The 26044-nt window shown below is 68.6% G+C and carries 29 protein-coding genes and 2 pseudogenes; 11 read left to right on the top strand and 20 right to left on the bottom strand.

All coding sequences use genetic code 11. The features are described 5' to 3' along the window. Positions 1-54 precede the first annotated feature (54 nt). Positions 55-861 carry an IclR family transcriptional regulator gene (locus ACE2AC_RS18695; RefSeq protein ID WP_375689124.1) on the top strand — a complete coding sequence of 269 codons (807 nt, stop codon included), beginning with the start codon at positions 55-57 and terminating at the stop codon, positions 859-861. On the opposite strand, the gene ACE2AC_RS18690 is transcribed toward ACE2AC_RS18695, so the two are convergent. The 5 genes and pseudogenes from ACE2AC_RS18690 to ACE2AC_RS18670 form a co-directional block, all read right to left on the bottom strand. Further along, positions 862-1674 (bottom strand): hypothetical protein, encoded by an 813-nt coding sequence (locus ACE2AC_RS18690; RefSeq protein ID WP_375689122.1) that lies wholly within the window; start codon positions 1672-1674, stop codon positions 862-864. A 129-nt stretch (positions 1675-1803) separates the two neighbouring features. Next, positions 1804-2850 carry a cyclase family protein gene (locus ACE2AC_RS18685; protein ID WP_375689120.1) on the bottom strand — a complete coding sequence of 349 codons (1047 nt, stop codon included), beginning with the start codon at positions 2848-2850 and terminating at the stop codon, positions 1804-1806. A gap of 102 nt (positions 2851-2952) precedes the next feature. After that, positions 2953-4051, bottom strand: a pseudogene (ychF, locus tag ACE2AC_RS18680) (redox-regulated ATPase YchF). Positions 4052-4362: 311 nt separating this feature from the next. Continuing rightward, a complete protein-coding gene (locus ACE2AC_RS18675) occupies positions 4363-5157 on the bottom strand; it encodes an enoyl-CoA hydratase/isomerase family protein (RefSeq protein WP_375689118.1) in 795 nt (264 codons plus the stop codon). Between the two features lie 10 nt (positions 5158-5167). After that, complete coding sequence (locus tag ACE2AC_RS18670) at positions 5168-5995, bottom strand: enoyl-CoA hydratase/isomerase family protein (RefSeq protein WP_375689116.1); 828 nt, start codon at positions 5993-5995, stop codon at positions 5168-5170. Positions 5996-6191: 196 nt separating this feature from the next. Between ACE2AC_RS18670 and ACE2AC_RS18665 the strand changes: the two genes are divergently transcribed. Then, entirely contained in the window at positions 6192-6614 is a 423-nt protein-coding gene (locus ACE2AC_RS18665; protein WP_375689114.1) for a VOC family protein, read from the top strand. Positions 6615-6682: 68 nt separating this feature from the next. Continuing rightward, the gene (gene trpA, locus ACE2AC_RS18660; RefSeq protein ID WP_375689113.1) at positions 6683-7474 is read left to right on the top strand and encodes a tryptophan synthase subunit alpha; all 792 of its coding nucleotides are present in this window, start codon (positions 6683-6685) and stop codon (positions 7472-7474) included. Between the two features lie 47 nt (positions 7475-7521). On the opposite strand, the gene ACE2AC_RS18655 is transcribed toward trpA, so the two are convergent. Then, complete coding sequence (locus tag ACE2AC_RS18655) at positions 7522-8316, bottom strand: ZIP family metal transporter (protein ID WP_375689111.1); 795 nt, start codon at positions 8314-8316, stop codon at positions 7522-7524. Positions 8317-8415: 99 nt separating this feature from the next. Here ACE2AC_RS18655 and ACE2AC_RS18650 point away from each other — a divergent pair, with 99 nt between their 5' ends. The 3 genes from ACE2AC_RS18650 (at position 8416) to ACE2AC_RS18640 (ending at position 11055) form a co-directional block, all read left to right on the top strand. Beyond that, positions 8416-9582, top strand: coding sequence for an L-lactate dehydrogenase (locus ACE2AC_RS18650; RefSeq protein ID WP_375689109.1), 1167 nt, complete (start codon positions 8416-8418; stop codon positions 9580-9582). A gap of 59 nt (positions 9583-9641) precedes the next feature. Beyond that, on the top strand, positions 9642-10280 hold the full coding sequence (locus ACE2AC_RS18645) for a hypothetical protein (RefSeq protein WP_375689107.1): 639 nt from the start codon (positions 9642-9644) through the stop codon (positions 10278-10280). 139 nt (positions 10281-10419) lie between these two features. Continuing rightward, the gene (locus tag ACE2AC_RS18640; protein WP_375689106.1) at positions 10420-11055 is read left to right on the top strand and encodes a 50S ribosomal protein L25/general stress protein Ctc; all 636 of its coding nucleotides are present in this window, start codon (positions 10420-10422) and stop codon (positions 11053-11055) included. Between the two features lie 74 nt (positions 11056-11129). Here ACE2AC_RS18640 and ACE2AC_RS18635 read toward each other — a convergent pair whose 3' ends face one another. Next, positions 11130-12179: an NAD(P)/FAD-dependent oxidoreductase gene (locus ACE2AC_RS18635; protein WP_375689104.1), complete on the bottom strand. Its 1050-nt coding sequence runs from the start codon at positions 12177-12179 to the stop codon at positions 11130-11132. 61 nt (positions 12180-12240) lie between these two features. Between ACE2AC_RS18635 and mnmD the strand changes: the two genes are divergently transcribed. Beyond that, positions 12241-12918, top strand: a complete 678-nt coding sequence (mnmD, locus tag ACE2AC_RS18630) for a tRNA (5-methylaminomethyl-2-thiouridine)(34)-methyltransferase MnmD (protein ID WP_375689102.1) — start codon at positions 12241-12243, stop codon at positions 12916-12918. Then, the gene (locus ACE2AC_RS18625; protein ID WP_375689100.1) at positions 12915-13838 is read left to right on the top strand and encodes a DMT family transporter; all 924 of its coding nucleotides are present in this window, start codon (positions 12915-12917) and stop codon (positions 13836-13838) included. The genes mnmD and ACE2AC_RS18625 overlap by 4 nt, the downstream gene beginning before the upstream one ends. On the opposite strand, the gene ACE2AC_RS18620 is transcribed toward ACE2AC_RS18625, so the two are convergent. Then, positions 13778-14455, bottom strand: coding sequence for an FkbM family methyltransferase (locus tag ACE2AC_RS18620; protein WP_375689098.1), 678 nt, complete (start codon positions 14453-14455; stop codon positions 13778-13780). The two genes, ACE2AC_RS18625 and ACE2AC_RS18620, sit on opposite strands and share 61 nt — an antisense overlap. Positions 14456-14545: 90 nt before the next feature. Between ACE2AC_RS18620 and pth the strand changes: the two genes are divergently transcribed. After that, positions 14546-15235 (top strand): aminoacyl-tRNA hydrolase, encoded by a 690-nt coding sequence (gene pth / locus ACE2AC_RS18615; protein ID WP_375689096.1) that lies wholly within the window; start codon positions 14546-14548, stop codon positions 15233-15235. Positions 15236-15237: 2 nt separating this feature from the next. Here pth and ACE2AC_RS18610 read toward each other — a convergent pair whose 3' ends face one another. From ACE2AC_RS18610 to ACE2AC_RS18555, 12 genes and pseudogenes are all read right to left on the bottom strand, one after another. Next, positions 15238-15432, bottom strand: coding sequence for a hypothetical protein (locus ACE2AC_RS18610; protein ID WP_375689094.1), 195 nt, complete (start codon positions 15430-15432; stop codon positions 15238-15240). A 43-nt stretch (positions 15433-15475) separates the two neighbouring features. Further along, a complete protein-coding gene (locus tag ACE2AC_RS18605; RefSeq protein ID WP_375689092.1) occupies positions 15476-15628 on the bottom strand; it encodes a hypothetical protein in 153 nt (50 codons plus the stop codon). A gap of 208 nt (positions 15629-15836) precedes the next feature. Next, positions 15837-16616, bottom strand: a complete 780-nt coding sequence (locus ACE2AC_RS18600) for a succinate dehydrogenase iron-sulfur subunit (RefSeq protein ID WP_375689090.1) — start codon at positions 16614-16616, stop codon at positions 15837-15839. A 95-nt stretch (positions 16617-16711) separates the two neighbouring features. Then, a complete protein-coding gene (locus ACE2AC_RS18595; protein ID WP_375689088.1) occupies positions 16712-17614 on the bottom strand; it encodes a hypothetical protein in 903 nt (300 codons plus the stop codon). Continuing rightward, positions 17611-18360 carry a class I SAM-dependent methyltransferase gene (locus ACE2AC_RS18590; RefSeq protein WP_375689086.1) on the bottom strand — a complete coding sequence of 250 codons (750 nt, stop codon included), beginning with the start codon at positions 18358-18360 and terminating at the stop codon, positions 17611-17613. Before ACE2AC_RS18590 ends, ACE2AC_RS18595 begins: the two co-directional genes overlap by 4 nt. Before the next feature lie 72 nt (positions 18361-18432). Next, the gene (gene sdhA / locus ACE2AC_RS18585) at positions 18433-20238 is read right to left on the bottom strand and encodes a succinate dehydrogenase flavoprotein subunit (RefSeq protein WP_375689084.1); all 1806 of its coding nucleotides are present in this window, start codon (positions 20236-20238) and stop codon (positions 18433-18435) included. Between the two features lie 11 nt (positions 20239-20249). Then, positions 20250-20621: a succinate dehydrogenase, hydrophobic membrane anchor protein gene (sdhD, locus tag ACE2AC_RS18580; RefSeq protein ID WP_375689082.1), complete on the bottom strand. Its 372-nt coding sequence runs from the start codon at positions 20619-20621 to the stop codon at positions 20250-20252. A 10-nt stretch (positions 20622-20631) separates the two neighbouring features. Beyond that, positions 20632-21021 carry a succinate dehydrogenase, cytochrome b556 subunit gene (gene sdhC / locus ACE2AC_RS18575; protein WP_375689080.1) on the bottom strand — a complete coding sequence of 130 codons (390 nt, stop codon included), beginning with the start codon at positions 21019-21021 and terminating at the stop codon, positions 20632-20634. A gap of 268 nt (positions 21022-21289) precedes the next feature. Continuing rightward, a pseudogene (locus ACE2AC_RS18570) lies at positions 21290-22320 on the bottom strand (MaoC family dehydratase). Then, positions 22320-22523, bottom strand: a complete 204-nt coding sequence (locus tag ACE2AC_RS18565; protein WP_375689078.1) for a DUF1737 domain-containing protein — start codon at positions 22521-22523, stop codon at positions 22320-22322. Before ACE2AC_RS18565 ends, ACE2AC_RS18570 begins: the two are co-directional and overlap by 1 nt. Before the next feature lie 15 nt (positions 22524-22538). After that, the gene (locus tag ACE2AC_RS18560) at positions 22539-23084 is read right to left on the bottom strand and encodes an NnrU family protein (protein WP_375689076.1); all 546 of its coding nucleotides are present in this window, start codon (positions 23082-23084) and stop codon (positions 22539-22541) included. 44 nt (positions 23085-23128) lie between these two features. Next, entirely contained in the window at positions 23129-23980 is an 852-nt protein-coding gene (locus tag ACE2AC_RS18555) for an HpcH/HpaI aldolase/citrate lyase family protein (RefSeq protein ID WP_375689074.1), read from the bottom strand. A 309-nt stretch (positions 23981-24289) separates the two neighbouring features. Between ACE2AC_RS18555 and ACE2AC_RS18550 the strand changes: the two genes are divergently transcribed. Together ACE2AC_RS18550 and mdh are read left to right on the top strand one after the other, a co-directional pair. Further along, positions 24290-24610, top strand: coding sequence for a hypothetical protein (locus tag ACE2AC_RS18550; RefSeq protein WP_375689072.1), 321 nt, complete (start codon positions 24290-24292; stop codon positions 24608-24610). 225 nt (positions 24611-24835) lie between these two features. Further along, a complete protein-coding gene (gene mdh / locus ACE2AC_RS18545; RefSeq protein WP_375689070.1) occupies positions 24836-25798 on the top strand; it encodes a malate dehydrogenase in 963 nt (320 codons plus the stop codon). Positions 25799-26044: the final 246 nt, after the last annotated feature.

Raw genomic sequence — 26044 nt, 5'->3', positions numbered from 1 at the left:
GCGCCGATTCCCAGGGCCTCCGCGCAAGTTTTCAAACGATGAGGGAGGAGCATCGTGACATATTCCAGCGCAGATCCCGGCGCCGGCGGCATACCGGTCGAGCCGCCGTCCTACCGGACGGAGATTCCTGACTCGGTGGTCAAATCCGCCGCCCGCACCATCCAGATCCTCGAATACATCGACCACGTGCGCCGCGACGTGAGCGGCTCCGAAGTGGCCGCCGCCCTGCATTACCCGGCCTCCAGCACCTCGGCCCTGCTGCGGTCGATGGTGGCCATGGGCTACCTCCAGCACGACCGCGAGACCCGCGCCTACCGGCTGACCCGCCGCACCGGGCTGCTGGGGTCCTGGGTCGACCCGTCGCTGATCCGGCGCGGTACGCTGGTGAGCCTCGCCGAGTCGCTGTCGAACGTGGTGGGCGAAACCGTGCTGCTGGCCCGCCGGAACGAGCTGAGCGTGCAGATCATCTACGTCGCGGACGGCGGCAAGAACCCGGCGGTCCCGATGCCGGGCGAACAGCACTGCGTCTCGCGGTCGGCCCCGGGCATGGCCCTGCTGGCGATGTCCGACGAGAAGGAGCTGAAGCGCCTGATCGGCCGGATCAACGTGGAACGCCCGCGCAACGCGCCCGCCATCGACGCCTCGGACTATGCCGCGCGGCTGGCCGAGGGGCGGCGCCAGGGCCGTTTCACCGGACCGGGCATCGGGCCGGGCACCGCCTCGGTCGCGCAGCAGGTGCGCCACCAGGCAGCGGGCGACATGCTGGTGCTGTCGGTCGAAGGGCCGTCGGCGCGGATGTCCGACCGGCTGAACGAGGTCGCCGGGCTGATGCGCGCGGCGCTGACCCAGCTCGCCAGCTGATCAGGCGATGCGGTTCACCCGCATCTCCATCAGGACCTTGGGTCCACGCGACAGGCAGAGGGCGCTCCGGGCGCCCTTTTCGCCCTCGGCCCGCACCTCGAACGCGTCGTCCCAGAAGATCGGCCGCCGGAAGAAGACGTCGAGATCGAGCTGGCGTGGCGTGCCTTCCCGCCAGAGCGCGGCGGTCATATAGCGCACCCCCTGCGAGCCGCCGACGATCGGCGCGCGGTAACCCGCGCGTTCGGCCGAGACGGGATCGACATGCAGCAGGTTTCCGGTGCCCAGCGAATAGGTCTTCACCGCGTCGGGCGTCAGCTGCTCGGACCCGAGCAGGTCCAGCGCCAGCGGATCGACAATGACAGGCGGTGGACGGTCCCCCGCCCCGCGCAGCGCCGGATCGGCCGCCTTCGTCGGGTCGGTCTTGAGCGCCAGCCGTTTCAGGATCATCCCGGGCCTGCCGTCGGCGCCGTGATAGAAGGTCTCGGTCGTGGTCACCACGCCGCGCGGCACCGCGACCACCTCGGTGATCGCGCCCGAGACGGTGATCTCCTCGTTCAGCGACAGCGGGCTTTCCATCCGGACCGACTGGACCATGTTCACGCCGCCGTTCTCGGTCACGCCGTTCAGGGCGCTCTCGCGGATCGCGTGCGGGATGAAGGCGGCCGGGTCGATCATCCCGTCGAAGAGCCTCGTGTCCGAGCCGCAGGCGCCCATCATCCGCGCCTCGTCGGCCCGGTCGAACCGCAGCCTGCGGGGTTTGAAGGTCAGGCCCGCGTAGGGCGCGACGGACTGGGTCGGGGACATGTCGATCATGGCGCGGGCCTCCTTTCCCGCAAGATCGGGCCTGGCCGCACGACGGGCAATCCGGGCGGCAGAAGGATCAGGCATGTGATGCCGGAGCGCCCTCGCGCGGGCATCGCAGAGGCGTGGCGAGCCGCGGGCTCAGACCGTGGCGATCGGCGTGACCGGGGAGCCGACGGCGCCCGGCAGGCGCAGCGGCGGCGCGGTCAGCAGGAAGCGCGAGCGGCCCTGCGCGCGCAGGTACCCAGCCAGAGGCGTCAGGTGCCACAGTTCGCCCAGCGGGATGCCGTTCTTGAACAGGCAGTGCTCGTGCAGCGGCAGGTTGGAACAGACATGGTGGTCGTGATCACAGGGCTGCGCCGGCAGCCCCTCGACCGCGTAGTTGTCGGCGATCAGCGCCGCGACGCCGCTGTCGGTCACCCAGTTCAGCAGTTTCGGATCCCGCCCGTTCAGCACCGCGCAGGCGCCGTGCAGGACCGCCTCGTCCGGTGTCTCCATCTCGAGCACGCGCTGCGCGAAACCGGTGTGGAACACCGCCATGTCGCCGGTCGCGACCTCGACTCCGTCGGCCTCCATCACCCGCATCAGGTCGTCGTATCCGACATAGGTGCGGTCGTCGCCCAGGTGCGCGCGCAGGTCGATCATCACCGCGCGGCCCTGCATGCCATGCGCCGCAGCGTTCTCGACCCCGAGCTTGCCCGCGCGCGACGTGCTGTCCGGCTTCATCGACGCCCGCACGCCCGCGTCCTGCGGATCGGACGGCCCGGCGATGTCCGCGCCCGCGCGGAAGCCGTTGTAGAAGACATGCTCCTCCACCCCGTCGCCATCCACGTCGAAACGGCCGCCGACATGCGAGAACGCGTCCCACTGCGTCGAATACTGCAGGTGCATAATCACGAGGTCGTCGCAGAGCACGTCGGGCGCGCCGTCCGCCGTGGCGAGGAAGTTGACCGCGTCGCCGCGCAGGGTCGGCCGCAGCACCGGCGGATGGCGGCGCGGGTTCAGCGCGTTGCCGCCCGGCTTGTCGAGCGGCAGCGACAGGCAGAAGGTGCGCCCCTCGCGCACCTCGGCGATGCCCTGCAGGACCTTCTCGGCGGTGATCAGGTTGAGGCGGCCGAGCTGGTCATCAAGGCCGAACTCGCCCCAGTTCGACCCCTTGGGCTTCAGCTTCCAGCGATCCGTGGCCATGCGCTCTCTCCTCCGTCTGCCGCGCGACCATCGCGGGCCCTGCGCGCGGAGGGGAGAGGATTCGCAGGGCCTTCACGGATGTGAAAGCCCTGCCGTCCGCGATCAGGTGTTGAAGAGGAAGTGCATCACGTCGCCATCCTTGACGATGTAACTCTTGCCCTCGGCCCGCATCTTGCCGGCCTCCTTGGCGCCCTGTTCGCCCTTGCCCGCGACGTAGTCGTCGTAGGCGATGGTTTCCGCCCGGATGAACCCGCGTTCGAAATCGCCGTGGATCACGCCAGCGGCCTGCGGCGCGGCGGTGCCCTTGCGGATGGTCCAGGCGCGCGCCTCCTTGGGGCCTACGGTGAAGTAGGTCTCGAGGTGCAGCAGGTCGTAGCCCGCGCGGATCAGCCGGTCGAGGCCGGCCTCTTCCAGCCCCATCTCGGAAAGGAACATCTCGGCCTCCTCGGCGTCGAGCTGGCTGATCTCCTCCTCGATACGGGCCGAGATGATGACATGGCCCGCGCCCTGAGCGGCGGCCATCTCGGCCACGCGGTCGGAAAACGCGTTGCCCTTGGCGGCGTCTTCCTCGGCCACGTTGCAGACGTAGAGCACCGGCTTGGTCGACAGCAGCTGCAGGCCCTTCCAGGCCTTGGCATCCTCGGCGTCGATCTTGACCGTGCGGGCGGGCCTGCCGTCCTCGATCGCGGCCTGGGCGGCGGCCAGCAGGCGGTCCTGCTGCTGCGCTTCCTTGTCGTTGCCCTTGAGCTTGCGGACCAGGTTGGCGCGGCGCTTCTCGATCGAACTCGAGGTCGGCCAGCATCAGCTCGGTCTCGATCACCTCGGCATCGGCGACCGGGTCGACCCGGCCCTCGACATGGGTGATGTCGCCGTCCTCGAAACAGCGCAGGACATGGGCGATGGCGTCGGTCTCGCGGATGTTGGCGAGGAACTGGTTGCCCAGGCCCTCCCCCTGCGAGGCACCCTTCACCAGGCCCGCGATGTCGACAAAGGTCATCCGCGCCGGGATGACGCTGGCCGACCTGGCGATCTCAGCCAGAGTGTCGAGGCGTGCGTCCGGCACGTTCACCTCGCCCACGTTCGGCTCGATCGTGCAGAACGGGAAGTTGGCGGCCTGCGCGGCGGCGGTCTTCGTCAGCGCGTTGAACAGGGTCGACTTGCCGACGTTCGGCAGTCCGACGATACCCATTCTGAAACCCATGGCAGACCTCTCATCACGTGTCGGGGGAATTGCGCGCGCATCTAGGGTGAGGGGGGTGGTGCGGTCAAGCCCCGGAGGGGATCGCCGTGCCGGCGGGGGGGGCCACTGTTGGTTGTCATGCCTCTGGCCCGAGGTGTGCCGGATCGTCGAGACGAAGGCGCATGTCGAGTTGCTGGCACATTGTGGGGTGGTGCGTGGCAAGCACGCACCCTACGGCGCGGTCGTGTGTGGAGGGGACGGAGGGGGCTCTGCCCCCGCCGGGCCTGCGGCCCGTCTCCCCCGGAGTTTATCCGGCAAGATGAAGCCGGGGGTCAGCGGCCCCGGAAGACCGGGTCGCGTTTTTCGAGGAAGGCGCGGCGGGCTTCCTGGGCGTCCTCGCTGGCGAAGGCCTTGCGGATGTTGGCGACCTCGTAGCGCAGCTGCTGTTCCATGTCGGTGCTTTCCTCGGCCTTCACGATGCCCCGCTTCAGCAGGCGGAGCGTGATCGGCGACCAGGCGCAGAGCGACTGGCAGTATTCCGACAGGCGGGCGGCGAACTCCTCGTCCGCCACCGCCTCGCCCGCCAGGCCCCAGTCAACAGCCTCGGCCCCGGTGACGGTGCGGTTCTCCAGCATGAAGCGCATCGCCCGCTCGTGGCCCATGGCCTGCGGCAGGGTGATCGTCAGCCCGGCATCGGGCGAGCCGCCGATCCGGGTGTATCCCGCCATCATCCGCGCGCTTTCGGCCACCAACCGGACGTCGGCCGCCATGGCGAGGCCGAGGCCCGCGCCGACCGCCACGCCGTTCACCCCCGCCACCACCGGCTTGTCGCAGCGCTTGCGGATTGCCAGCAGGAACTGGCCGACCCAGCCGATGTCGTCGAGCTGCGCCTCCATCGCGGTCTGGGGGGTGAAGTCCGGCGCGCCGCCCAGGTCGAGGCCCGCGCAGAAGGCGCGGCCCGAGCCTGTGATCGCCACGACCCAGACATTGTCGTCGCGCGCGGCGTCATCGACCGCGCCGATCACGCCCCAGGCCAGCTCCTGACTGATCGCGTTCATCTTGTCGGGCCGGTTCAGGGTGATGGTGCGGACATGGCCCTGGTCCGCGATGGTCACGACATCGCTCATGGTGCTCTCCTCAGCGGCCCTTGAAATCGGGCGCGCGGCGTTCGAGGAAGGAGGTCATGCCCTCGTCGAAATCCTCGGTCCGGATCAGTTGCAGGAACTGCAGGTAAACGTGGTGGACGTGCTCTTCGAAGCCCTCCGACAGCCCCATCCGCATCAGCCGCTTGGACGACTGGACGGCAAGCGGCGCGTTGGCCGCGATCTCGCGCGCGAGATCGCGGGCCCGGTCGCGGACCTCGGCATCGGGCACCACCTCGTCGACCAGGCCCAGCTCGAGGCTTTCGGCCGCGCCCAGGGTCTTGCCGGTGAAGATCAGCTTGGCGGCCTTCGACCAGCCGAGCAGCCGGGGCAGGATCCAGGTGCCGCCCGATTCCGGCACGACGCCGCGCTTGACGAAGGCTGCCGCCATCTTGGCGCTTTCGCCCGAGATGCGGATGTCGCAGCCCATGGCGGTGTCCATGCCGTAACCCGCTGCCGATCCGTTCAGGGCGCAGATCGTCGGCTTGTCCATCGCGAAGAGGACGGTGGGCGGGGTGTTCCGCAGGTCGATGGTGACCGGCAGGGTGTTGCGCGAGGCGGCCGACCCGATCCCCTCGCCCTGGGTCGCGTCGACGAGGTCGAGGCCCACGCAGAAGGCGCGCTCGCCCGCGCCCGTCAGCACGATCACGCGGACCGCGTCATCCTCGTTCGCCTCGACCAGCAGCCGGGCCAGCCGGGCCAGCATCGGGCGCGAGATCGCGTTCATCCGGTCGGGCCGGTTCAGGGTCAGCGTCGCGATCCCCTCGGAGACCTCGTAGAGGACCTCGTCGTTGTCGGTGTCGATCTTTCCGTCCATGGCCATCGTGCTCCTCCCGCTCGGATGCCGTCGCGGCGGATCATGGCACCTGGGGCGGCGGCGGGATAGCCCGGGCGGCCGCAGGTTTCACGAACGTGGCGTCACACCCGGAACGGGGCGCGCCGCGCCAGCCCCTTGACCGGGGCCCCCGGCAGCCGACTATTCTCTCGTCACGTCACATGCCACCGCCCGGAGCATCGCCATGCAACCCATCGTCTACCTCTTCTTTCGCGGCACCTGCGCCGAGGCGCTCAGCTTCTACGCCGCGGCCTTCGGCTCGGAAGAGCCCGAGCTGCTGACCGTCGCCTCGATGCCGCCCGAGGTGCGCAGCCAGATGCCGCCGATGGCGGACGAGACGGTGATGCACGGCGCCGTCAAGGTCGGGATGGGCTGGATCTATGCCAGCGACGACATGGGCGACAACGTCCCCGCGATGGCCGGTGCCTCGATCTCGGTCGCGCTGCCGACGGTCGAGGAAACGCACCGGGTCTTTGCCGTGCTGGCCGAGGGCGGCGAGGTGCGGATGCCGCTCGAGGCGACGTTCTTCGCCCCGGCCTTCGGCACGCTGACCGACCGGTTCGGCACCCGCTGGATGATCATGGCCGACGCGCCGGAGGCCGCCTGAGCCTTCGGGCGCTTGATCTTTTGCTGCCGATGCGGCACTCCGGCCCGGATCGAATGACGGAGGGGCCGATGAGCCGGATCGACGACCTGTTTGCGCGGCTCAACGCCGAGGGTGGCAAGGCATTCGTCGCCTATATGATGGCCGGCGACCCGGACGTGGCCCGCTCGACCGAGATCCTGCACGGCATGCCCGCTGCAGGTGTCGACATCATCGAGCTGGGCGTGCCCTTCACCGACCCGATGGCCGATGGCCCGACCATCCAGCTGGCCGGACAGCGCGCACTCGAGGGCGGGATGACCCTCTCCAAGACGCTCGACATGGTGCGCGCCTTCCGCGACGCCGGGCACGAGACGCCGATCGTGCTGATGGGCTACTACAACCCGATCTTCAACCGCGGCGTCGACACGTTTCTGGTGGATGCCAAGGCCGCGGGCGTCGACGGACTGATCGTGGTCGACCTGCCGCCCGAGGAGGATGACGAGCTCTGCATCCCGGCGCAGAAGGCCGGGCTGAACTTCATCCGCCTCGCCACGCCGACGACGGACGACAAGCGTCTGCCAACTGTGCTGCGCAACACCAGCGGCTTCGTCTACTACGTCTCGATCACCGGGATCACCGGCTCGGCCGAGGCGCAGGCGGTGGACGTCGCCCCCGAGGTCGCGCGGATCAAGAAGGCGACCGACCTGCCGGTCATCGTCGGCTTCGGCATCAAGACGCCCGAGGCGGCCGAAGGCATCGCCAGCGTCGCGGACGGCTGCGTCGTGGGATCGGCCATCGTGGCCGAGGCCGCGACCGGCAAGCCGGTGGCCGAGGTGCTGGACTTCGTGCGCGGGCTGGCCGAAGGCGCACACCGCGGCTGATGCCGTAGGGTGCGTGCTCCGCACGCACCTCCCCCACCGCGACGCCGCTATCCGAAGGTCACGTCGAGGATCATCATCAGGATCAGCCCCCCGATCAGCCCTGTCGTGGCGCGGTTCTGGTGGCCGGAACGGTGCGTCTCGGGGATGATCTCGTGGCTGATGACGTAGACCATCGCGCCCGCGGCAAAGCCCAGCCCCCATGGCAGCACCCATTCCGCCGCCGTGACCGCCACCACGCCGATCAGCCCGCCGACGGGTTCGATCAGCCCGGTCGCCGCGGCGACCAGGAAGCTGTAGAGCCTGGAGTACCCCTGCCCGCGCAGCGCCACCGCCACTGCCAGCCCCTCGGGCGCGTTCTGCAGCCCGATCCCCACGGCCAGCGCCATGCCGCCCGCGACGTTGCCGTCGCCGAAGCCCACGCCGACGGCCAGCCCCTCGGGGAAGTTGTGGATGGTGATCGCCAACACGAAGAGCCAGATCCGCGCCAGCCCCTCGGTCGCCACGCCCTCGCGCCCGCTGACGAAATGCTCGTGCGGGATCGCGGCGTTCAGCCCTGCGACCGTGCCCGCGCCCAGAGCGATCCCCGCCCCCGCGATCAGCGCGGCGAGAAAGGTCGACCCGGTGCGCAGCTCGGCCGCGTCGATGGCCGGCAGGATCAGCGAAAAGAACGAGGCCGCCAGCATCACGCCGGCGGCAAAGCCCAGCAGCGTGTCGCGGGCGCGGCGGTCGATCTCGCGCCCGAAGAGCACCGGAAGCGCGCCGACGGCCGTCATCAGCCCGGCGCCGAGGCTCGCCAGCAGGCCGATCAAGATCACGTTGATTTCGCTCGCGCTTCCGTCCATCCCCGCTGACCTAGCACATCCGCCGCCCCTGTCACGGACGACTTGCGGAGGCGGGACCGGGCGGGTAGGCATTTCGGACCGGCCGAGGGGAGTACTGCCATGCCCGTCATCACCTGCATCGAGGATCTGAAGCGCCTGCACAAGAAGCGCACGCCCCGGATGTTCTACGACTACGCCGAAAGCGGGTCCTGGACCGGGCAGACCTTCCGCGAGAACACCGAGGACTTCCAGCAGATCCGCCTGCGCCAGCGCGTGGCGGTGGACATGTCCGACCGCACCCTCGCCTCAGAGATGATCGGCCAGCCGGTGACCATGCCGGTCGCGCTGGCCCCGGTCGGGCTGACCGGGATGCAATGCGCCGATGGCGAGATCAAGGCGGCCCGCGCGGCGGAACGCTTCGGCGTGCCCTTCACCCTATCGACCATGTCGATCTGTTCGATCGAGGACGTGGCCGAACACACGACCAAGCCGTTCTGGTTCCAGCTCTACACCATGCGCGACGAGGATTACGTGCGCCGGCTGATCCAGCGGGCGAAGGACGCGAAGTGCTCGGCGCTGGTCATCACGCTCGACCTGCAGATCCTCGGCCAGCGGCACAAGGACCTCAAGAACGGCCTCTCGGCCCCGCCGAAGCTGACGCCCTCGACCATCGCGAACCTCGCCACCAAGTGGGCCTGGGGGATCGAGATGCTGGGCACCAAGCGGCGCCAGTTCGGCAACATCGTCGGCCACGTGACCAATGTCAGCGACACGGCCGAGCTGGGCGCCTGGACGGCGGAACAGTTCGACCCGCGCCTCGACTGGAAGAAGGTCGAGCAGATCAAGGAACTCTGGGGCGGGCCGGTCATCCTCAAGGGCATTCTCGACGTCGAGGACGCGAAGATGGCCGCCAAGGTCGGGGCCGACGCCATCGTCGTGTCGAACCACGGCGGCCGCCAGCTCGACGGCGCGCTCAGCTCCATCCGCATGCTCGATCCGATCCTGCAGGCCGTCGGCGACCAGGTCGAGGTCCACCTCGACAGCGGCATCCGCTCGGGGCAGGACGTGCTCAAGGCGGTGGCCATGGGCGCCAAGGGCACCTTCATCGGCCGCGCCTTCGTCTACGGGTTGGGCGCCATGGGCGAAGAGGGCGTGATGAAGGCGCTCGAGGTGATCCAGAAGGAAATGGACACCTCCATGGCGCTCTGCGGCAAGCGGGACATCAAGGATGTCGACCGTGACATCCTTCTCATACCCGAGGGCTTTTCCGGCAGCTGGCAGGCCTGAGCGCTGGACCGGCAGGCCCGCGATCCGCAGGATCGCGGGCATCGCAACCGGGGTGCCCCATGCTTGTCTTCACCCGCGCCAACTTCGCGCTCTTTGCCGTCCCCAAGACCGGCACGACCGCCTATCACGCGGCGCTGGAACGCCATGCGCAGATCGTGCTGGCGCGCGACACCGGCCTCAAGCACATGCCGTTGCGCAAGTACGACCGCTGGTTCGCACCCTACCTGAAGGGCGCGCATGACCTGGTTCCGGACCGCGTCGCGGTGATGCGCGACCCGGTCGAGCAGGTGCGGTCGTGGTACCGGTTCCGCCTGCGGCCCAAGGTGCGGGGCGGCCCGCGCGACCTGACGGGGATGAGCTTCGACGATTTCGTCGGCGACGTGATCGCCCGCCGCCCGCCAGAACACGCCCGGATCGGCAGCCAGTACACGTTCCTGTCGTCGCCCAAGGGCGCAGTGCTGGTCGACCACCTCTTTGCCTACGAGCATCCCGACCGGTTCCGCGCCTTCCTGAAGGACCGGCTCGGCAAGGAGATCGACCCGCCCCGGCGCAATGTCTCGCCCGAGGTCGACGCGCCGCTGTCGGACGAGATGCACGCCGCCTTCCGCGCCGCGCGCCCCGAGGAATGGGCACTCTACGAGGCGTTGGTCGCTGCGGGCGGGCACCTCGTCACCGGGGCGGCGCAGACCGCCGGCTGAGCGCACGCGGGCGGTGCCGGGTTTCTCGGACGCACCGCCAGATTCCCCCTTTCCTCTGCCACCCGATCCGGCTATAGGCGCGGCTTCACGCGGGCATACAGCCTTGGAGGATGCCCGCCTCATGTATGGAGATATCAAGATGGCTGGAGCAATTCCGGATCTTATCGCCCAGGAACGGACGGGGACAGGCAAGGGCGCCGCTCGTCAGGCTCGTCGTGACGGCCTCGTTCCCGGTGTCGTTTTCGGTGGCGACAAAGAACCGCTGCCGATCAACCTGCCCTTCAACGACCTGCTCAAGAAACTGCGGGCCGGCCGGTTCAAGTCGACCCTGTTCAACCTGAAGGTTGACGGTCACGAAGACGTCCGCGTGATCTGCCGCGACGTGCAGCGCGACGTGGTCAAGGACCTGCCGACCCACGTCGACTTCATGCGCCTGCGCCGCACCACGAAGATCAACCTCTTCATCCACGTGGAATTCGAAGGCGAAGAGCAGTGCCCCGGCCTGCGCAAGGGCGGCGTTCTGACCGTCGTGCGCCCCGAGGTCGAGCTGGTCGTCACCGCCGGCGACATCCCCGAGCAGATCGTGGCCGACATCTCGGCGATGAACATCGGCGACACGCTGACGATTTCCGACATCACCCTGCCGGAAGGCGCCAAGCCGACCATCGACCGCGACTTCGTGATCGCCAACATCTCGGCCCCGTCGGGCCTGCGCTCCTCGGGCGCGGATGAGGACGAAGGCGAAGAGGTCGAAGAGGCCGAAGCCGAAGAATGATCCTCGCCCGCCTTCCGGGGCGGTTGAGCGGATTGAGCGCGGCGTCCCCCGGGGGCGCCGCGTTTCGTTTGGGGCTAGGCCAGCGCCTCGTCGGTGCGGAACCCCTCGGGCACCGCGTCGCGGTCGTCGAGGATCAGGTTGGCCATCACCTCGGCCACCTTGGGGGCCATGCCAAAGCCGATCTTGAACCCGCCGTTGGCAATGAAATGGCCCGGCCGCCCGGGCCAGGGGCCCAGCAGCGGCGCGCGGCTGCGCGCGCGCGGGCGCACCCCGGCCCAGCGTGCGATGACATCGGCCCCCGCCAGCGCGGGCACCGCCGCGCGGGCCCTGGCGATGACGTCGTCAAGCTGGGTGTCGGTGCTGTCCGGCCGGTCGTAGTCGCGTTCGCTGGTCGATCCGATGGCCACCGTCCCGTCGCCATGCGGGACCACGTGCACGCCGTCACAGAAGAGCTGCGGCGCATCCCGGCGGTCGAGCCGCAGCAGTGCCGCCTGCCCCTTCACCCCGGTGCCGACGCTGCGCCCGAAGGCCACGTTCAACGCCTCGAGCCCCTGCGCGCCGGTGGCGTGGACCACGGCGCCCGCCTCGGCCCCTTCGGCCACGACCTCTCCGCCCCGCGCGACGATCGCCGCCGCCAGCGCCGCGCAGGCCTGTCGCGGGTGCATCCGGGCGGTCAGGGTGTCCAGGACGTAAAGGCCGGTCGGGCTGACCGGACGCCAGTCGTCCAGCCCCTCGCCCCCGGTCACGCGCCACTCCGCCCGCCCCTGCCAGAGCTCTGCCGCTCCCTGCGCCCGGTCCCGAGCCAGCGCCACCGCCCGGTCATCAGCCAGCGGCTGGAGCCGCCCGCTGCGCAGGTAGCCCGGATCGCGGCCCGAGGCCTCGGCCACGCCGGCCCAGAACCCTTCGGCCATCAACAGGCTCTCCAGCTGGAACGCCTTCTTCGCATTCCAGTTCTCGGGCACGTGCGGGGCCAGCGCACCGACGATGCCGCCCGAGCTTCCGGCGCCCACGCCAAAGGGGTCGATGACCCGCACCCGCGCGCCGCGCCCCAGGCAGGCCGAGGCGATCGACAGGCCGAAGATGCCCGCGCCCCGGATCGTCACGTCGCAGCCGCCTGCCCCCATTGCCTTTCCTTCCCTGCCTCGCCATTGTCCGGCTTTCGACCCCTCTCTAGGGCATGACGGTATGCAGGACCAGCAGGCGCACCTCAGCTGGCGGGACGGCGACGTGCCGGTCTCGGACCGCTTCGACGATCCCTATTTCAGCCTGGAAAACGGCCTGGCCGAAACGCGCCACGTCTTCCTGACCGGCAACGGTCTGCCCGACAGGTTCCGCAACGGGTTCCACGTGGCCGAGCTTGGCTTCGGCACCGGGCTCAACTTCCTCGCCACCCTGCGCGCCTGGCGCGAGGCGGGGGCGCCCGGCGCGATGACCTTCACGAGCTTCGAGGCCTTTCCGATGGCCGCCCCCGACATGGCCCGCGCCCTCGCCGCCTTTCCCGAACTCGGCGATGAGGCCGCGGCGCTACTGGCGGCCTGGAACGGCACCGCGGCGGGCCCGGTCACGGTGGCCGACGGCGTGACACTGGCCCTTGTCCGGGGCGACGCCCGCGACACCCTGCCCGTCTGGGAGGGACAGGCCGACGCCTGGTTCCTCGACGGATTTTCGCCGGCCAAGAACCCCGAACTCTGGGGCGAGGCGCTGATGGCACAGGTCTTTGCCCTCACCGCGCCGGGCGGAACTGCGGCGACCTACACCGCCGCCGGTTTTGTCAGACGCGGCCTTGCATCGGCGGGGTTTGCCGTGACCCGCGTTCCGGGATACGGGCGGAAACGGCACATGACACGGGCTGAGAGACCATGACGGAACAGAACACGCGGCTCGGCATCCTGCTGATGATCGCGACCACCTTTGTCTTCGCGGTGCAGGACGGCATCTCTCGCCACCTGGCCGGCGAATACAACGTCCTGATGGTCGTGATGATCCGCTACTGGTTCTTCGGGGCCTTCGTCATCGCCATCGCCGGGCGGCAGGCAGGCGGCATCCGCAAGGCCGCCGCGACCGTGCAACTGCCGCTGCAGATCACCCGCGGCGTGCTGCTGGCCCTGGAAATCTGCGTCATGGTCCTCGCCTTCACGCTGCTGGGGCTGGTGGAAAGCCACGCGGTCTTCACCTGCTACCCGCTGCTGGTGGCGGCGCTTTCCGGCCCGGTGCTGGGCGAAAAGGTCGGCTGGCGGCGCTGGTCGGCGATCGCGGTCGGCTTCGTCGGCGTGCTGATCATCCTCGAACCGGGCTTCGGCGTCTTTGCCCCCGCGGCGGTGGTGCCGCTGATCGCGGCCCTGCTCTTCGCGCTCTACGGGTTGCTCACCCGCTATGCCGCGCGGCGCGATATCGCGGCGACATCGTTCTTCTGGACCGGGGTGACCGGCGCCGTGGTGATGACCGCGATTGGCATCTGGTTCTGGGAACCGATGGCCCGGCCCGACTGGATCTGGATGGGCACGCTCTGCATCACCGGCGCGCTTGGCCACTACCTGCTGATCCGCGCCTACGAGGTGGCCGAGGCCGCCTCGGTCCAGCCCTTCGCCTTCCTGCAACTGCCCTTTGCCGCGTTCATCGGCATCCTCGTCTTCGGCGAGACGGTGCGCCTCAACGTGGCCATCGGCGCGGGCATGATCGTGGCGGCGGGCCTTTTCACGCTCTGGCGTGAGCGGGTGAAGCGTCAGCGGCCCCGCACCCGCCGGAACCCCACCACCGCGCCCGAGGAAACGCCCGGGTCATAGGTCAGCCCCGAGGCGGACATGCCGTCAAAGATCGTGCGGATCACCGTGGCGGGATAGCGCCCCGGGTGCAGTTCCATCAGGACGGACCGCACGTGGCGGGGCCAGGGCCGGTCGAAGAGGTGCTGCTCCGCCCCCTCGATATCCATGATGACGACCTGCGGGCGATGTGCGCGCAGAAGCGCCCCGATCCGCAAGAGCGGCACCTCGACGATGTCGCCGCCTGCCCCCTCTGCCGCGATGGACGATCCCCAGAATGCCTTGCCGCGCCGGAAGGCCAGCGTCTCGCCCTCGGCCGCGTCACCGGCGACCGCCCCGTGGATCAGCGTTGCCGCCCCGTGGCCGTTGCGGTCCAGGTTGGCACGGATGACGGGCAGCATGTCGGGGTTCGCCTCGACCGTGACCAGGTTCTCGCCCCCGGTGATCCCGGCACAGATCGCGCTGACATAGCCCATGCCGCCGCCAAGCTCGAGCACCCTGTGCCCCGGCTTGACCCGCAGTGCGGCGGCCCGCGCCTCGACACCCTCGTATCGTCCCTTTTCCAGCTTCTGGCGGATCTTCGGGGTCACCAGCGCCTCGGGGAGGGCCAGCTTCACGCCGCGCAGTTCGTATTCCCGCATCCTGACCACACCTCGCTCCGGCTTGATTGATCGGTTGGCCCGCACTAGACCTCAATCCGAGCACGGCTGAGGCGGGAACAGGGAATTCCGATGCAAATCTTCGTCGGTCTCGGAAACCCCGGGGCCAAATACGCGGGCAACCGGCACAACATCGGCTTCATGGCACTGGACCGGATCGCGGCGGACCACGGCTTCGGTCCGTGGAAGGCCAAGTTCCAGGGCGAACTGACCGAGGGACGGCTGGGCGGCGACCGGGTGATCCTGCTCAAGCCGATGACCTTCATGAACCTCTCGGGCCAGTCCGTCGGCGAGGCGATGCGCTTCTACAAGCTCGAACCCGAGGACGTCACCGTTTTCCATGACGAGCTCGACCTGGCCCCCGGCAAGGTGCGGGTCAAGCAGGCGGGCGGCCATGCGGGCCACAACGGCCTGCGCTCGATCCACCAGCACATCGGCCACAACTACCAGCGTGTCCGGCTGGGCATCGGCCATCCCGGCCATAAGGACCGGGTGGCGGGCTATGTGCTGAGCGATTTCGCCAAGGCCGAGGAAGACTGGCTGGACGACGTGCTGCGCGGCGTCTCGGACGGCGCGGCAGAGCTTGCGGATGGCGACGCGGGAAAGTTCATGAACGCGGTCGCCCTGCGGACCGCGCCGCCGCGATCCTCGGCCGGGTCGGAAAAGCCCACGCCGAAGGCCCCCGAGGCACCGGCCCCCGCGCCTGAGCCGGTCGCGGACAACCGGTCCCCGCTGCAGAAGCTCGCCGACAAGTTCCGCTGATCTTACCGCCGCAGGCAGAGGTCGGGCGGTTTGCCATTGTCGGTGAAGGTTTCCGATCCGCAGGCCGCGCAGCGCCAGAAGGCCTGACCGTCGCGGTCGCGCGACCTGTCGGCCCGCCAGCGGCAGCCCCGCATCTCGGGTTTCGAGAAGATCGCCACCAGCACGATGGCGACGACAAGGCCGACGAGGTAGATCATGCGCGCCCCGCCGGGACACGCGCAAAGCCGGTCAGATCAGGGATCACGCCGCCTGAGTGTAGGGGGCATAGACCGGCTGCGCCTCGTCCTGGCGCGCGGTCGGCACGGCCTTGGGCAGCGGGGTGTAGTACGCCCAGGCCTCGTCCAGCGCCTTGAGCGCGGCGGCGGCCTTGTCGGTTTGTGCGGTGGTGGTCATTTCGGGTGCCTCGCATGTCGTCTCGGCTCCTCCCCTGGCCGCTATATGGCCCCTTTGCCGCAGCGCCGCATCCCCCGATGCTGCAACCGCGGCATGCACCGGGCGCAAGCGACGCAGCGTTACAGGCCGGGCAAGGAAAAACCGGGCCGAAGCCCGGTTTCCGAAAGGTCCCGCAGACCGGGCATCCGCCCGGGCCGGTGGCCGCGGATCACTCGACCCGTTCGACCATCATCTTCTTGATCTCGGCAATCGCCTTGGCCGGGTTCAGGCCCTTGGGGCAGGTCTTTGCGCAGTTCATGATCGTGTGGCAGCGGTAGAGCTTGAACGGATCTTCCAGCGCATCCAGCCGCTCGCCGGTCGCCTCGTCGCGCGAGTCGATGATCCAGCGATAGGCGTGCAGCAGCGCGGCGGGGCCGAGGTAGCGGTCGGAGTTCCACCAGTAGCTCGGGCAGGCGGTCGAGCACGAGGCGCACATCACGCATTCATAGAGCCCGTCGAGCTTCTTGCGGTCCTCGATCGACTGGCGCCATTCCTTGGCCGGGCGGTTCGTCTTGGTTTCCAGCCAGGGCATGATCGACGCGTGCTGGGCATAGAAATGCGTCAGGTCCGGGATCAGGTCCTTCACCACTTCCATGTGCGGCAGCGGGTAAATCTTCACGTCGCCCGAGATCTCGTCGAGGCCGTAGATGCAGGCCAGCGTGTTGATCCCGTCGATGTTCATCGCGCAGGACCCGCAGATGCCTTCCCGGCAGGACCGGCGGAAGGTCAGCGTCGGGTCGATCTCGTTCTTGATCTTGATTAGCGCGTCCAGGACCATCGGGCCGCACTTGTCCATGTCCAGGTGATAGGTGTCGACCCGCGGGTTCTCCCCGTCATCCGGGTTCCAGCGATAGATGTGGAACGCCCGGACATTGGTCGCGCCGTCCGGCTTGGGCCAGGTCTTGCCCGTGCGGATCGTGGAGTTCTTGGGAAGGGTCAGTTGGACCATGGGTTACAACCTCTTGTTCTGCGCGCAGGGGCGCGAAGGATATGTGTCCGGTGCAGTTCCGTCTCGGTCGGTCCCGGTGGCATGGCAGATATCCCTCATGCTCCCAGAACCTTTAGTATCTCTTTGGCCCGGTTGTCAAAACCATGCACGGCCCGGACATGGTCCGCGACCGACCGCCGCGCCGCCGGGTCGGTGTCCAGCGCCGCGTGCAGCGCGGCCTCGAAATCACCCGTGCCGTAGGCATTGACGCAGCCGGCGATGTCCTCGGGCATCCCGGCCATCCGCTCGGTCACCACGGCGCTGCCCGACGCCAGGACGTCGTAGACCCGGTTCGACACCAGCCCGTGGTCGAGCATGCCGGGATGATGGTCGTTCAGCACCACCCGCGCCGAGGCATAATGCGCCCCGAGCGCCGCGTTCTCGATATGCCGGCCGCGCAGGACGCCGTCGGGCAGCCGATCCTCCCAGCCCCTGCCCCAGACGGCAAGGTCGCAACCGGTCGCCAGCGCAAGGTCGACGACCCGGCGCGGAAACTCCTCGCGCCGGTTGCCGACGAAGAGGACGTTGGTCTCCAGCCCCGCCTGCCGCCGTTCGGGCGAAAAGATCTCGGGATCGGTGCATTGCGGCAGCACCGACACCCCGCGGGCCCCGCGCGCGGCCAGCGCCTCGGCCAGCGGTTGCGACGCGGCAAAGATGTGCTCGGCCTCGCCGATCTCCTGCTCGGTCAGCGTGTCGGCCTGCGAGATCACCCAGATCACCAGCGGGCAGCGGCCCCGCCGCCCGTAGGCGACCTTGCCGCGCAGGACGATGTCGATCTCCTGTCGCCACGGCAGAGCACGGGCGCTCGGGCGGAACGTCTCGGGGCGGGTTTCCAGCCGCACGGTCCGCCCGGCACGGTTGAGCGACCGGGCCAGCGAGGTGGCGAAGTACCAGTCGCCCCAGGTGCGGTCCCGCTTCGGGCGGGGACAGGGCAGGCAGATACGGATCGGCAGGCTCACGGCGCATCCTCCGCGGGCGACAGGCGCTCCAGCACGCCCGCGCCGGACACCAGCGGCCCGATCTCGTCCAGGTAGCGCGGCACGCCGTAGCCATCCAGCGTCAGCGGCAGGTACTCGGCCACGATGTCCTCCATCGCCTCGGCCAGCACCCGCGATCCCGGGTCGAGGTCCGAGATCAGGACAAGCCCGGTCGGCGGGCAGTCCAGCACCTCGAGCTGCAGGTCCGGCCGGAACCGCTTGAGGATCGGCACCAGCTTCCAGACGTCGCCGGTCCAGGCCAGCGTGCGGGTACGATCCCAGTCGCGGTCGGCCATGATGCGGGCAAAGGGAATGCAGTCGTGCAAGACGATCCGCCCGCCCGGCGCCATCCGCGCCTCGGCGTTGACGAAATCGCGCAGCAGGAACTCGAACAGGTGCATCCCGTCGAGGAACGCGAGGTCGAACGTCATCGACTGTCGGTCGAGGTAGCCCGAGGCAAAGAAATCGTCGCTGGGCCCCTGGTAGAGGTAGAGGCTCTCCTTGCCCTCGGTCACCGGCACGTCGAGACGGAACTCCGGGTCGATGGCAATGCAGTGCCCGCCCGCCGGGGCCAGGCTGCGGCCCTTCTGAGTGCCGATCTCGAGGTAGGTGCCCGGCGCCACGGCCCGGTGGTAGCCGGCCAGGAAGTCGAGGTAGTGCGGGCCCGGAAGCTCGGGGAAATCCGGTTCACGCGTGACCTCGGGCGGGCCCTTCTTGCGCCAGAACATCACGGGGCACCGCCTAGTACGGTCCGGCGAGCCTGCGCCCGCCGGATGTCGCGGTCCCCGTGAGGGCGCGCATCAGAACGTCCGCGCCTTCGGCGCGATCCGCTTCAGCGCGATGCCGCCCTCGTCCTCGGTGGTCAGCGGGTCGACGATCACGTCGCGGTAGCTGAGCTCGACCGAGTTGCCCTCGACGCGCGAGATCGTGTGCTTGCGCCAGTTCTCGTCGTCGCGGTTGGGGAAGTCCTCGTGGGCATGCGCCCCGCGGCTCTCCTTCCGGGCCTCGGCGCCATAGATCGTGGCCAGCGCGTTCGGCATCAGGTTGGTGAGTTCGAGCGTCTCCATCAGGTCCGAGTTCCAGACCAGGCTGCGGTCGGTGACCTTCAGGTCGCCCAGCTTGGCCGCGATGGCGGTCATCTTCTCGACGCCCTCTTCCAGCGTCTTCGATTCCCGGAACACGGCCGCGTCCGACTGCATCGTGTGCTGCATCTCGAGCCGCAGATCGGCGGTCGGGATCGCGCCGGTGGCGTTGCGCAGCCCGTCGAACCGGTCGAAGGCCTTGTCGATCGAGGCCTGGTTCAGAACCGGGTTCGCCGCATCGGGGTTCACCACCTTGCCCGCCTTGATCGCCGCCGCGCGGCCAAAGACCACGAGGTCGATCAGGGAATTCGATCCGAGCCGGTTCGCCCCGTGCACGCTCGCGCAGCCCGCCTCGCCCACGGCCATCAGGCCCGGCACGATCGCGTTCGGGTTCTCGGACGTCGGGTTGATCACCTCGCCCCAGTAGTTCGTCGGAATGCCGCCCATGTTGTAATGCACGGTCGGCAGGACCGGGATCGGCTCTTTCGTGACGTCGACACCGGCGAAGATCTTCGCGCTTTCGGAAATCCCCGGCAGCCGTTCGGCCAGCGCCTCGGGCGGCAGGTGGTTGAGGTTGAGGAAGATGTGGTCCTTCCGCTCGCCCACGCCGCGGCCCTCGCGGATCTCCATCGTCATCGAGCGCGAGACATAGTCGCGCGGAGCGAGGTCCTTGTACTGGGGCGCGTAGCGCTCCATGAACCGCTCGCCCTCGGAGTTGGTGAGGTACCCGCCCTCGCCGCGTGCACCTTCCGTGATCAGGCAGCCCGAGCCGTAGATGCCGGTCGGGTGGAACTGCACGAACTCCATGTCCTGCAGCGCAAGGCCGACCCGGGCCACCATGCCGCCGCCGTCGCCGGTGCAGGTGTGCGCCGAGGTGGCGCTGAAATAGGCCCGGCCGTAGCCGCCGGTGGCCAGCACGACCATCTTGGCGTTGAAGATGTGGAAGGTGCCGTCGTCGAGCTTCCAGCAGACCACGCCCTGGCAGACGCCGTCCTCGGACATGATCAGGTCGATCGCGAAATACTCGATGTAGAACTCGGCCTGCTGCTTCAGCGACTGGCCGTAGAGCGTGTGCAGGATCGCGTGGCCGGTCCGGTCGGCGGCGGCACAGGTCCGCTGCACGGCGGGGCCTTCGCCGAATTCGGTGGTGTGGCCGCCGAAGGGCCGCTGGTAGATCTTGCCTTCCTCGGTGCGCGAGAAGGGCACGCCGTAATGCTCGAGCTCGTAGACCGCCTTGGGCGCCTCGCGCGCGAGGTATTCCATCGCGTCGGTGTCACCCAGCCAGTCCGAACCCTTGACGGTGTCGTACATGTGCCACTGCCAGTGATCCGGGCCCATGTTCGACAGCGAGGCGGCGATGCCGCCCTGCGCGGCCACGGTGTGCGACCGGGTCGGGAAGACCTTGGTCACGCAGGCCGTGCGCAGCCCCTGCTCGGCCATGCCCAGCGTCGCCCGCAGCCCCGCGCCGCCGGCGCCCACCACCACGACGTCATAATCATGCGTCTCGTATTCGTATGCGGCCATTGTCCGTTCCTTCAGAGTGCGAGCTTGACGAGGGCGAAGAGGCCGAAGGCCATCAGCCCGTAGCTCAGGATCACCATGGCGAGAACCAGCACCTTGCGCGTCATGCCGTCGAAATAGTCCTCGATCGCCATCTGCGTGCCTTTGGCGAAGTGCCGCATGCCCACGATCAGCGCCAGCGCGGTCATCGCCGCCGGGATCGGCCGCGAGAACACCGCCGTCACCGTCTCGTAATCCGACCCGATGGCCGATCCGACGATGTAGACGAAGAAGGGGATGATGATGGCCAGCGCGACGGCGCTGACCTGCATGAAGATGTGGTGCTCGGTCCCGGTGCCGGAAGCGCCGCGGCCCTCGGCCCGTTTGCGGTCGGTCAGATAACGCATGGCGCCCTCCTCAAACGATCAGGATGGTGATGATGGTCAGCACGACCGACCCGCCGATGACGGTCCAGCCCAGCTTTTCCGCGGTCGGGATGTCGAGGCCGCGACCACTGTCAAAGATCAGGTGCCGGATGCCGGCGAGGTAGTGATACCACAGCCCCCAGAGCGACAGCGTCAGCACCAGGTCGCCGAACCACGAGGTCAGGAACCCGTTCGCGGTGGCAAAGGCCTCGGGTCCCGCAGCCGCCGCCAGCAGCCACCAGACGATCAGCACGGTCGACACGATCAGGGCGTTGCCCGTGATGCGCGTGATGATCGAGGACATGGAGGTGAGCTGGGGCCGGTAATACGGTCCGATCATGAAGGGAGAAAGCGGGCGCTCGACCCTTTTGCCATCAGCCATGAGCTTTCCTTTCCGGTATCTCGTGGGGTCTTGATACTGATTTTTACAGGCTTGTCATCACCATGCCAGTGCATCCGACAGGTTTTTTGCCATGCCGCGACGCCCTGCCGCCGGTATCGTGATCACATGCCGCGAGCGCGTGATCACAAATCGCGACCCGATGGTCGTTCCGGCCGACCCGCACGGGCCGCGCTGCGCCGCCCCACTTCATCTTGCCCGGAAAACTCCCGCCGGAGGCATGATCCGGCCGCCCGCGGCCGGATCATTCTCAGACCGGCATCACCGCCCAGTAATCGAGGTCGAGCAGCACGCCCGGCAGGTATTTCCCGTCCTCGCCCTTCAGCGCGCCCACCGATCCGTCCGAGGTCGCGACCAGCCGCAGCCGGATCAGGCCCACGCCAGGCACGTCGGTCTCGGCCTTGTCCAGAACCTCGGACCAGGCCTTCACCGTCAGCCCGCTGAAACAGGGGTTGGCATGCGCCCCGCCGTTCAGGCCGACGATCATCTGCGCGTTCGCCAGCCCGTTGAACGACAGCGCCCGCGCCATCGAGATCACGTGCCCGCCATAGATCAGCCGCTGCCCGTCGGGCCGGAAGGTCGCGTCGAAATGCACCTTGGCGGTGTTCTGCCAGAGGCGCGTGGCGATCATGTGCTCGGCCTCCTCGATGGTGACGCCATCGACGTGGTCGATCACCTCGCCCACCTCGTAGTCGCCCCACCGGTGCGCCTCGCCCGCGAGCGTGAAATCGTAGTCCGAGAAATCCAGCCCCTCGGGGATCACCAGGTCCGAGGCCGGGATCACGGTATTCAGCGCGGGCACCACGACCTCGGGCGCGGGCGCGCCGATGTCGTTCTTCCGCACCATCACCCAGCGGACGTAATCCATCACCGCCTCGCCGCGCTGGTTGGTCCCGGTGGTGCGGACATAGACCACCCCGGTCTTGCCGTTCGAGTTTTCCTTGAGGCCGATCACCTCGGAGGACGAATGCAGCGTGTCGCCGGCATAGACCGGCCGCAGCCAGCGCCCCTCAGCATAGCCGAGGTTGGCCACCGCGTTCAGCGACACGTCAGGCACGGTCTTCCCAAAGACGACGTGGAACGCCGCCAGTTCGTCCAGCGGGCTTTCCGGCAGGCCGCAGGCCCGTGCGAATTCGTCCGAGGAATAAAGCGCATGCCGCGCCGGGTAGAGCGCGTGATAGAGCGCCCGCTCCCCGCCCCCACGGTGCGCGGGACGGCGTGGTGGATCACCTCGCCGACGGTGTAGTCCTCGAAGAAGCGGCCCGGGTTGGTCTTGGCCATCACTGCTCTCCCAGCTTGATGTCGGGGGTGTAGGTGCCATCGACCTCCTTGGTCACCGCCTGGCCGCAGCGCATCTTGCCGGTCGCCTGGTCAAAGGCGTAGGTCGGGCTGCCGTGCAAATCCCAGCCCTTGTTCAGCGCCGCGGTCACCTTGTGGCAGAAGGCCGAAGTGTCGTCCTCGGTCAGCATTCTATAGAGTTTCATCACGTATTCCTTGGGTCAGCCGAAGGCCTGGTATCCCAGCCAGGTGTGCACCCAGCCGATCACGAGCAGCAGGACCAGGGCGATGGCCGCGAACATCGCGTCCTTGCCGATCGATCCCTTGGCGGGCGGGGTCCAGTCCGGCTCCGCCCGGTTGATGACCACCATCTCGACGATCGCCCAGAGCCCGAGGCCGCCGAAGAGGATGAAGGAGGGCACGTCGCCGTTCACCAGCAGGTGCGCAACCGCCCAGAGCAGGAAGCCCGTCAGCATCGGGTGCCGCATCCGGTAGAAGATCGCGCCCTTCTTCGGCCCCGGCGACACGAAGTAGAGCGCCGCCAGCATCAGCAGGTTGTTGATCCCCACCGTGGCCGGATGCCGCCCCCAGAAGAACGCGCCATCGGCCATCTTGTAGCCGAAGATCATCATGAGGATCGACACCGCCAGCGCCGCCGCGACCGCGCCCTTGCCCGCGTCGCCCATCCGGGCACGGGCGTCCGGCGCGATCCGCTTGAACAGGTGAGCGAGCGCCCAGAGAAGGACACCGAGGATGAGTAGCGTCATGGAGAAGCTGCCTTTCACATGGATGTGCCGTCACCCTGCGACGGTCAGGCCATGCGTGCAATGGCCTCGGCCTTGGCCAGCGTCTTCTTGGCGGTCTCGACATGCAGGTTTTCAACGATCTTGCCGTCCACCACCGCGACACCTTGCCCCGTCCGCTCGATCTCCTCGTGCGCCTCGATCTGGCGGCGGGCGAGGTCGATCTCTGCCTCGGTCGGCGCAAAGGCGGCGTTGGTGACTTCGACCTGCGCCGGGTGGATCAGCGTCTTGCCGTCAAAACCCAGGTCGCGGCCCTGCTCGCATTCCGCCTTCAGCCCCTCTTCGTCGAGGTACTGGTTGTAGACGCCGTCCACCACGACCACGCCATGCGCCCGCGCCGCCAGAAGCATCTGCTGGAGCGCGAACATCATCGGCAGGCGGTCGTCGCGCGACCGGCAGCCCAGTTCCTTGGCCAGGTCGTTGGTGCCCGCGACGAAGCCCGCGACCGAGGGATGCGCCGCGATGTCCAGAGCGTTGAACACGCCCAGAGGCGTCTCGATCATGCACCAGATCGGCTTGTCCCCCACGATGTCGGCCAGCGCCTGGACGTCCGCGGCGGAATTCACCTTGGGCAGCAGCAGCGCGTCCGCGTCGGCATCCTTCAGCAAGGCCGCGTCATCCGCGCCCCAGTCGGTGTCCAGCCCGTTGATCCGGATGATGCGCGCCTTCTCGCCATAGCCGCCCTGCTCCAGCGCGGCCTTCAGCGTCTCGCGCGCGGCGGGCTTGGCATCCGGCGTCACCGCATCCTCGAGGTCGAAGATGATCGCGTCCACGGCCAGCCCGCGCGCCTTGTCCAGCGCGCGCTCCTTGGAGCCGGGGATGTAGAGGACCGAACGGTAGGGGCGGGTCGAGGCGTCCATGGCAAAATCCTGTTCGAAACATTGTTGCGCGTGCATCGCATCATTCGACGGGAAATTTCAAGCCCACAAGCGCCGCGGGGCGGCATTGCACCCGCGGCACGGTTTCCGGGCGCGCGGGCCCGAAAATACCGCGGATGCGAGGCAACGGGCGCCCGATTAACCATATCTTCGCCCCCCGGCCCGCATCGTTTCCTTCTCCGGATGCGCAGGGAGGACCCCGCACTGGCCGCCCGAAACGGGGCTCCGCATCCTTCCAACCCATCGGGCCCCGGCCTGGCCGGCCGGTCGCCCCCGCGAAAGGATACTGCGATGAAGACGTTCCTGCCCGGGTCGGCCGCCATCCTGGCCGCCTGCCTCGTCACCGCCTCCGTCACCGCCGCCCAGGCCCAGGGCCGGCCCTGCGCGCCGCGCGACAATGTCATCGCCCGGCTCGCCGAACGCTACGGCGAAAGCCGCAAGTCGATCGGCATCGGCGCCAACAACCAGGTGGTCGAGATGTTCGCCTCGGACGAATCCGGCACCTGGACGATCACCGTCACCAGCCCCACCGGCCTGACCTGCCTGGTCGCCAGCGGACAGGCCTACGAGGCGATGGCGGACGCCCTGCCCGACACCTCCGACCCGGCCTGAACGCCGGTCCGCCACCGGGGCCAGATTCGTGGCGCCCGGCCCGGCCCGGCGGCCCCGCGCCGCCCGGCCCGTTTCCCGCGCTGGATGCGCGATTTTCGATTTTTCCGATTATTTTCATCGCCATTGCCCCCGCCCCCCGGGGCGCGGCCACGGTCCAGACTTGCGCAGGGCGGTCAAACGCCATAGGGCTTGCGCGCAGATTTCCAACGGACCGGAGAAAATCCAATGGCCAGACCCAAGATTGCCCTGATCGGCGCGGGACAGATCGGTGGCACGCTCGCCCACCTCGCCGCGCTCAAGGAACTGGGCGACGTCGTCCTTTTCGACATTGCCGAGGGCATCCCCGAGGGCAAGGCGCTCGACATCGCTGAATCGGGCCCCTCCGAAGGGTTCGACGCCACGCTGAAGGGCACGCAGAGCTACGAGGATATCGCGGGCGCAGACGTCTGCATCGTCACCGCCGGCGTCCCGCGCAAGCCGGGGATGAGCCGCGATGACCTGCTGGGCATCAACCTCAAGGTCATGAAGTCCGTCGGCGAGGGCATCGGCAAGCACGCGCCCGACGCCTTCGTGATCTGCATCACCAACCCGCTCGACGCGATGGTCTGGGCGCTGCAGCAGTTCTCGGGCCTGCCCGCGCACAAGGTCTGCGGCATGGCCGGCGTGCTCGACAGCGCGCGCTTCCGCCACTTCCTGGCGACCGAGTTCGACGTGTCGATGAAGGACGTCACCGCCTTCGTGCTCGGCGGCCACGGCGACACCATGGTCCCGCTGACCCGCTACTCCACCGTCGCCGGCATCCCGCTCCCCGACCTGGTCAAGATGGGCTGGACCACGCAGGACAAGCTCGACGCCATCGTGCAGCGCACCCGTGACGGCGGCGCCGAAATCGTCGGCCTGCTCAAGACCGGCTCCGCCTTCTACGCGCCCGCCACCTCGGCGATCGAGATGGCCGAGGCCTACCTCAAGGACCAGAAGCGCGTCCTGCCCTGCGCGGCCTATTGCGACGGCGAATTCGGCCTCAAGGGCATGTATGTCGGCGTGCCGACCGTGATCGGTGCCGGCGGCATCGAGCGCATCGTCGACATCAAGATGAACAAGGACGAACAGGCGATGTTCGACAAGTCGGTCGACGCGGTGAAGGGCCTGGTCGAGGCCTGCAAGGGCATCGACGAAAGCCTCGCCTGATCCCACCCGGACTGTGAACGACAGGGCGCCCTGCGGGGCGCCCTTTTCGTACCCCGTGACCCGCGCGCGGGGCCGCGCCATCCCGACGCAGGGGCACCTCGGCCGCCGCCTGCCCCCGCGCCGCGGCGGGCGATTTTCGCCCAACCCTTCCCCGACTCAGGAAAGTTTCGTTAACTGGGCCCCAGCCCCGGTGCATGATTCCTGTGCACCGCTCCCCGTCCCGGGCCGCTACGAGACGGGAGGTGC

Source organism: Pseudooceanicola sp. LIPI14-2-Ac024 (assembly GCF_042188925.1).
Taxonomy (GTDB): Bacteria; Pseudomonadota; Alphaproteobacteria; order Rhodobacterales; family Rhodobacteraceae; genus Pseudooceanicola.
Note: the sequence above shows the minus strand (reverse complement) of the source record. Positions and strands in the feature narration are given on the sequence as shown.

Bases quoted from the DNA above. Each gene is read 5' to 3' on its own strand.
- ACE2AC_RS18690 (WP_375689122.1), bottom strand. From the start codon at position 1,674: ATGATCGACATGTCCCCGACCCAGTCCGTCGCGCCCTACGCGGGCCTG.
- ACE2AC_RS18685 (WP_375689120.1), bottom strand. From the start codon at position 2,850: ATGGCCACGGATCGCTGGAAGCTGAAGCCCAAGGGGTCGAACTGGGGC.
- ACE2AC_RS18675 (WP_375689118.1), bottom strand. From the start codon at position 5,157: ATGAGCGATGTCGTGACCATCGCGGACCAGGGCCATGTCCGCACCATC.
- ACE2AC_RS18670 (WP_375689116.1), bottom strand. From the start codon at position 5,995: ATGGCCATGGACGGAAAGATCGACACCGACAACGACGAGGTCCTCTAC.
- ACE2AC_RS18665 (WP_375689114.1), top strand. From the start codon at position 6,192: ATGCAACCCATCGTCTACCTCTTCTTTCGCGGCACCTGCGCCGAGGCG.
- trpA (WP_375689113.1), top strand. From the start codon at position 6,683: ATGAGCCGGATCGACGACCTGTTTGCGCGGCTCAACGCCGAGGGTGGC.
- ACE2AC_RS18655 (WP_375689111.1), bottom strand. From the start codon at position 8,316: ATGGACGGAAGCGCGAGCGAAATCAACGTGATCTTGATCGGCCTGCTG.
- ACE2AC_RS18650 (WP_375689109.1), top strand. From the start codon at position 8,416: ATGCCCGTCATCACCTGCATCGAGGATCTGAAGCGCCTGCACAAGAAG.
- ACE2AC_RS18645 (WP_375689107.1), top strand. From the start codon at position 9,642: ATGCTTGTCTTCACCCGCGCCAACTTCGCGCTCTTTGCCGTCCCCAAG.
- ACE2AC_RS18640 (WP_375689106.1), top strand. From the start codon at position 10,420: ATGGCTGGAGCAATTCCGGATCTTATCGCCCAGGAACGGACGGGGACA.
- ACE2AC_RS18635 (WP_375689104.1), bottom strand. From the start codon at position 12,179: ATGGGGGCAGGCGGCTGCGACGTGACGATCCGGGGCGCGGGCATCTTC.
- mnmD (WP_375689102.1), top strand. From the start codon at position 12,241: ATGCAGGACCAGCAGGCGCACCTCAGCTGGCGGGACGGCGACGTGCCG.
- ACE2AC_RS18625 (WP_375689100.1), top strand. From the start codon at position 12,915: ATGACGGAACAGAACACGCGGCTCGGCATCCTGCTGATGATCGCGACC.
- ACE2AC_RS18620 (WP_375689098.1), bottom strand. From the start codon at position 14,455: ATGCGGGAATACGAACTGCGCGGCGTGAAGCTGGCCCTCCCCGAGGCG.
- pth (WP_375689096.1), top strand. From the start codon at position 14,546: ATGCAAATCTTCGTCGGTCTCGGAAACCCCGGGGCCAAATACGCGGGC.
- ACE2AC_RS18610 (WP_375689094.1), bottom strand. From the start codon at position 15,432: ATGATCTACCTCGTCGGCCTTGTCGTCGCCATCGTGCTGGTGGCGATC.
- ACE2AC_RS18605 (WP_375689092.1), bottom strand. From the start codon at position 15,628: ATGACCACCACCGCACAAACCGACAAGGCCGCCGCCGCGCTCAAGGCG.
- ACE2AC_RS18600 (WP_375689090.1), bottom strand. From the start codon at position 16,616: ATGGTCCAACTGACCCTTCCCAAGAACTCCACGATCCGCACGGGCAAG.
- ACE2AC_RS18590 (WP_375689086.1), bottom strand. From the start codon at position 18,360: ATGTTCTGGCGCAAGAAGGGCCCGCCCGAGGTCACGCGTGAACCGGAT.
- sdhA (WP_375689084.1), bottom strand. From the start codon at position 20,238: ATGGCCGCATACGAATACGAGACGCATGATTATGACGTCGTGGTGGTG.
- sdhD (WP_375689082.1), bottom strand. From the start codon at position 20,621: ATGCGTTATCTGACCGACCGCAAACGGGCCGAGGGCCGCGGCGCTTCC.
- sdhC (WP_375689080.1), bottom strand. From the start codon at position 21,021: ATGGCTGATGGCAAAAGGGTCGAGCGCCCGCTTTCTCCCTTCATGATC.
- ACE2AC_RS18565 (WP_375689078.1), bottom strand. From the start codon at position 22,523: ATGAAACTCTATAGAATGCTGACCGAGGACGACACTTCGGCCTTCTGC.
- ACE2AC_RS18560 (WP_375689076.1), bottom strand. From the start codon at position 23,084: ATGACGCTACTCATCCTCGGTGTCCTTCTCTGGGCGCTCGCTCACCTG.
- ACE2AC_RS18555 (WP_375689074.1), bottom strand. From the start codon at position 23,980: ATGGACGCCTCGACCCGCCCCTACCGTTCGGTCCTCTACATCCCCGGC.
- ACE2AC_RS18550 (WP_375689072.1), top strand. From the start codon at position 24,290: ATGAAGACGTTCCTGCCCGGGTCGGCCGCCATCCTGGCCGCCTGCCTC.
- mdh (WP_375689070.1), top strand. From the start codon at position 24,836: ATGGCCAGACCCAAGATTGCCCTGATCGGCGCGGGACAGATCGGTGGC.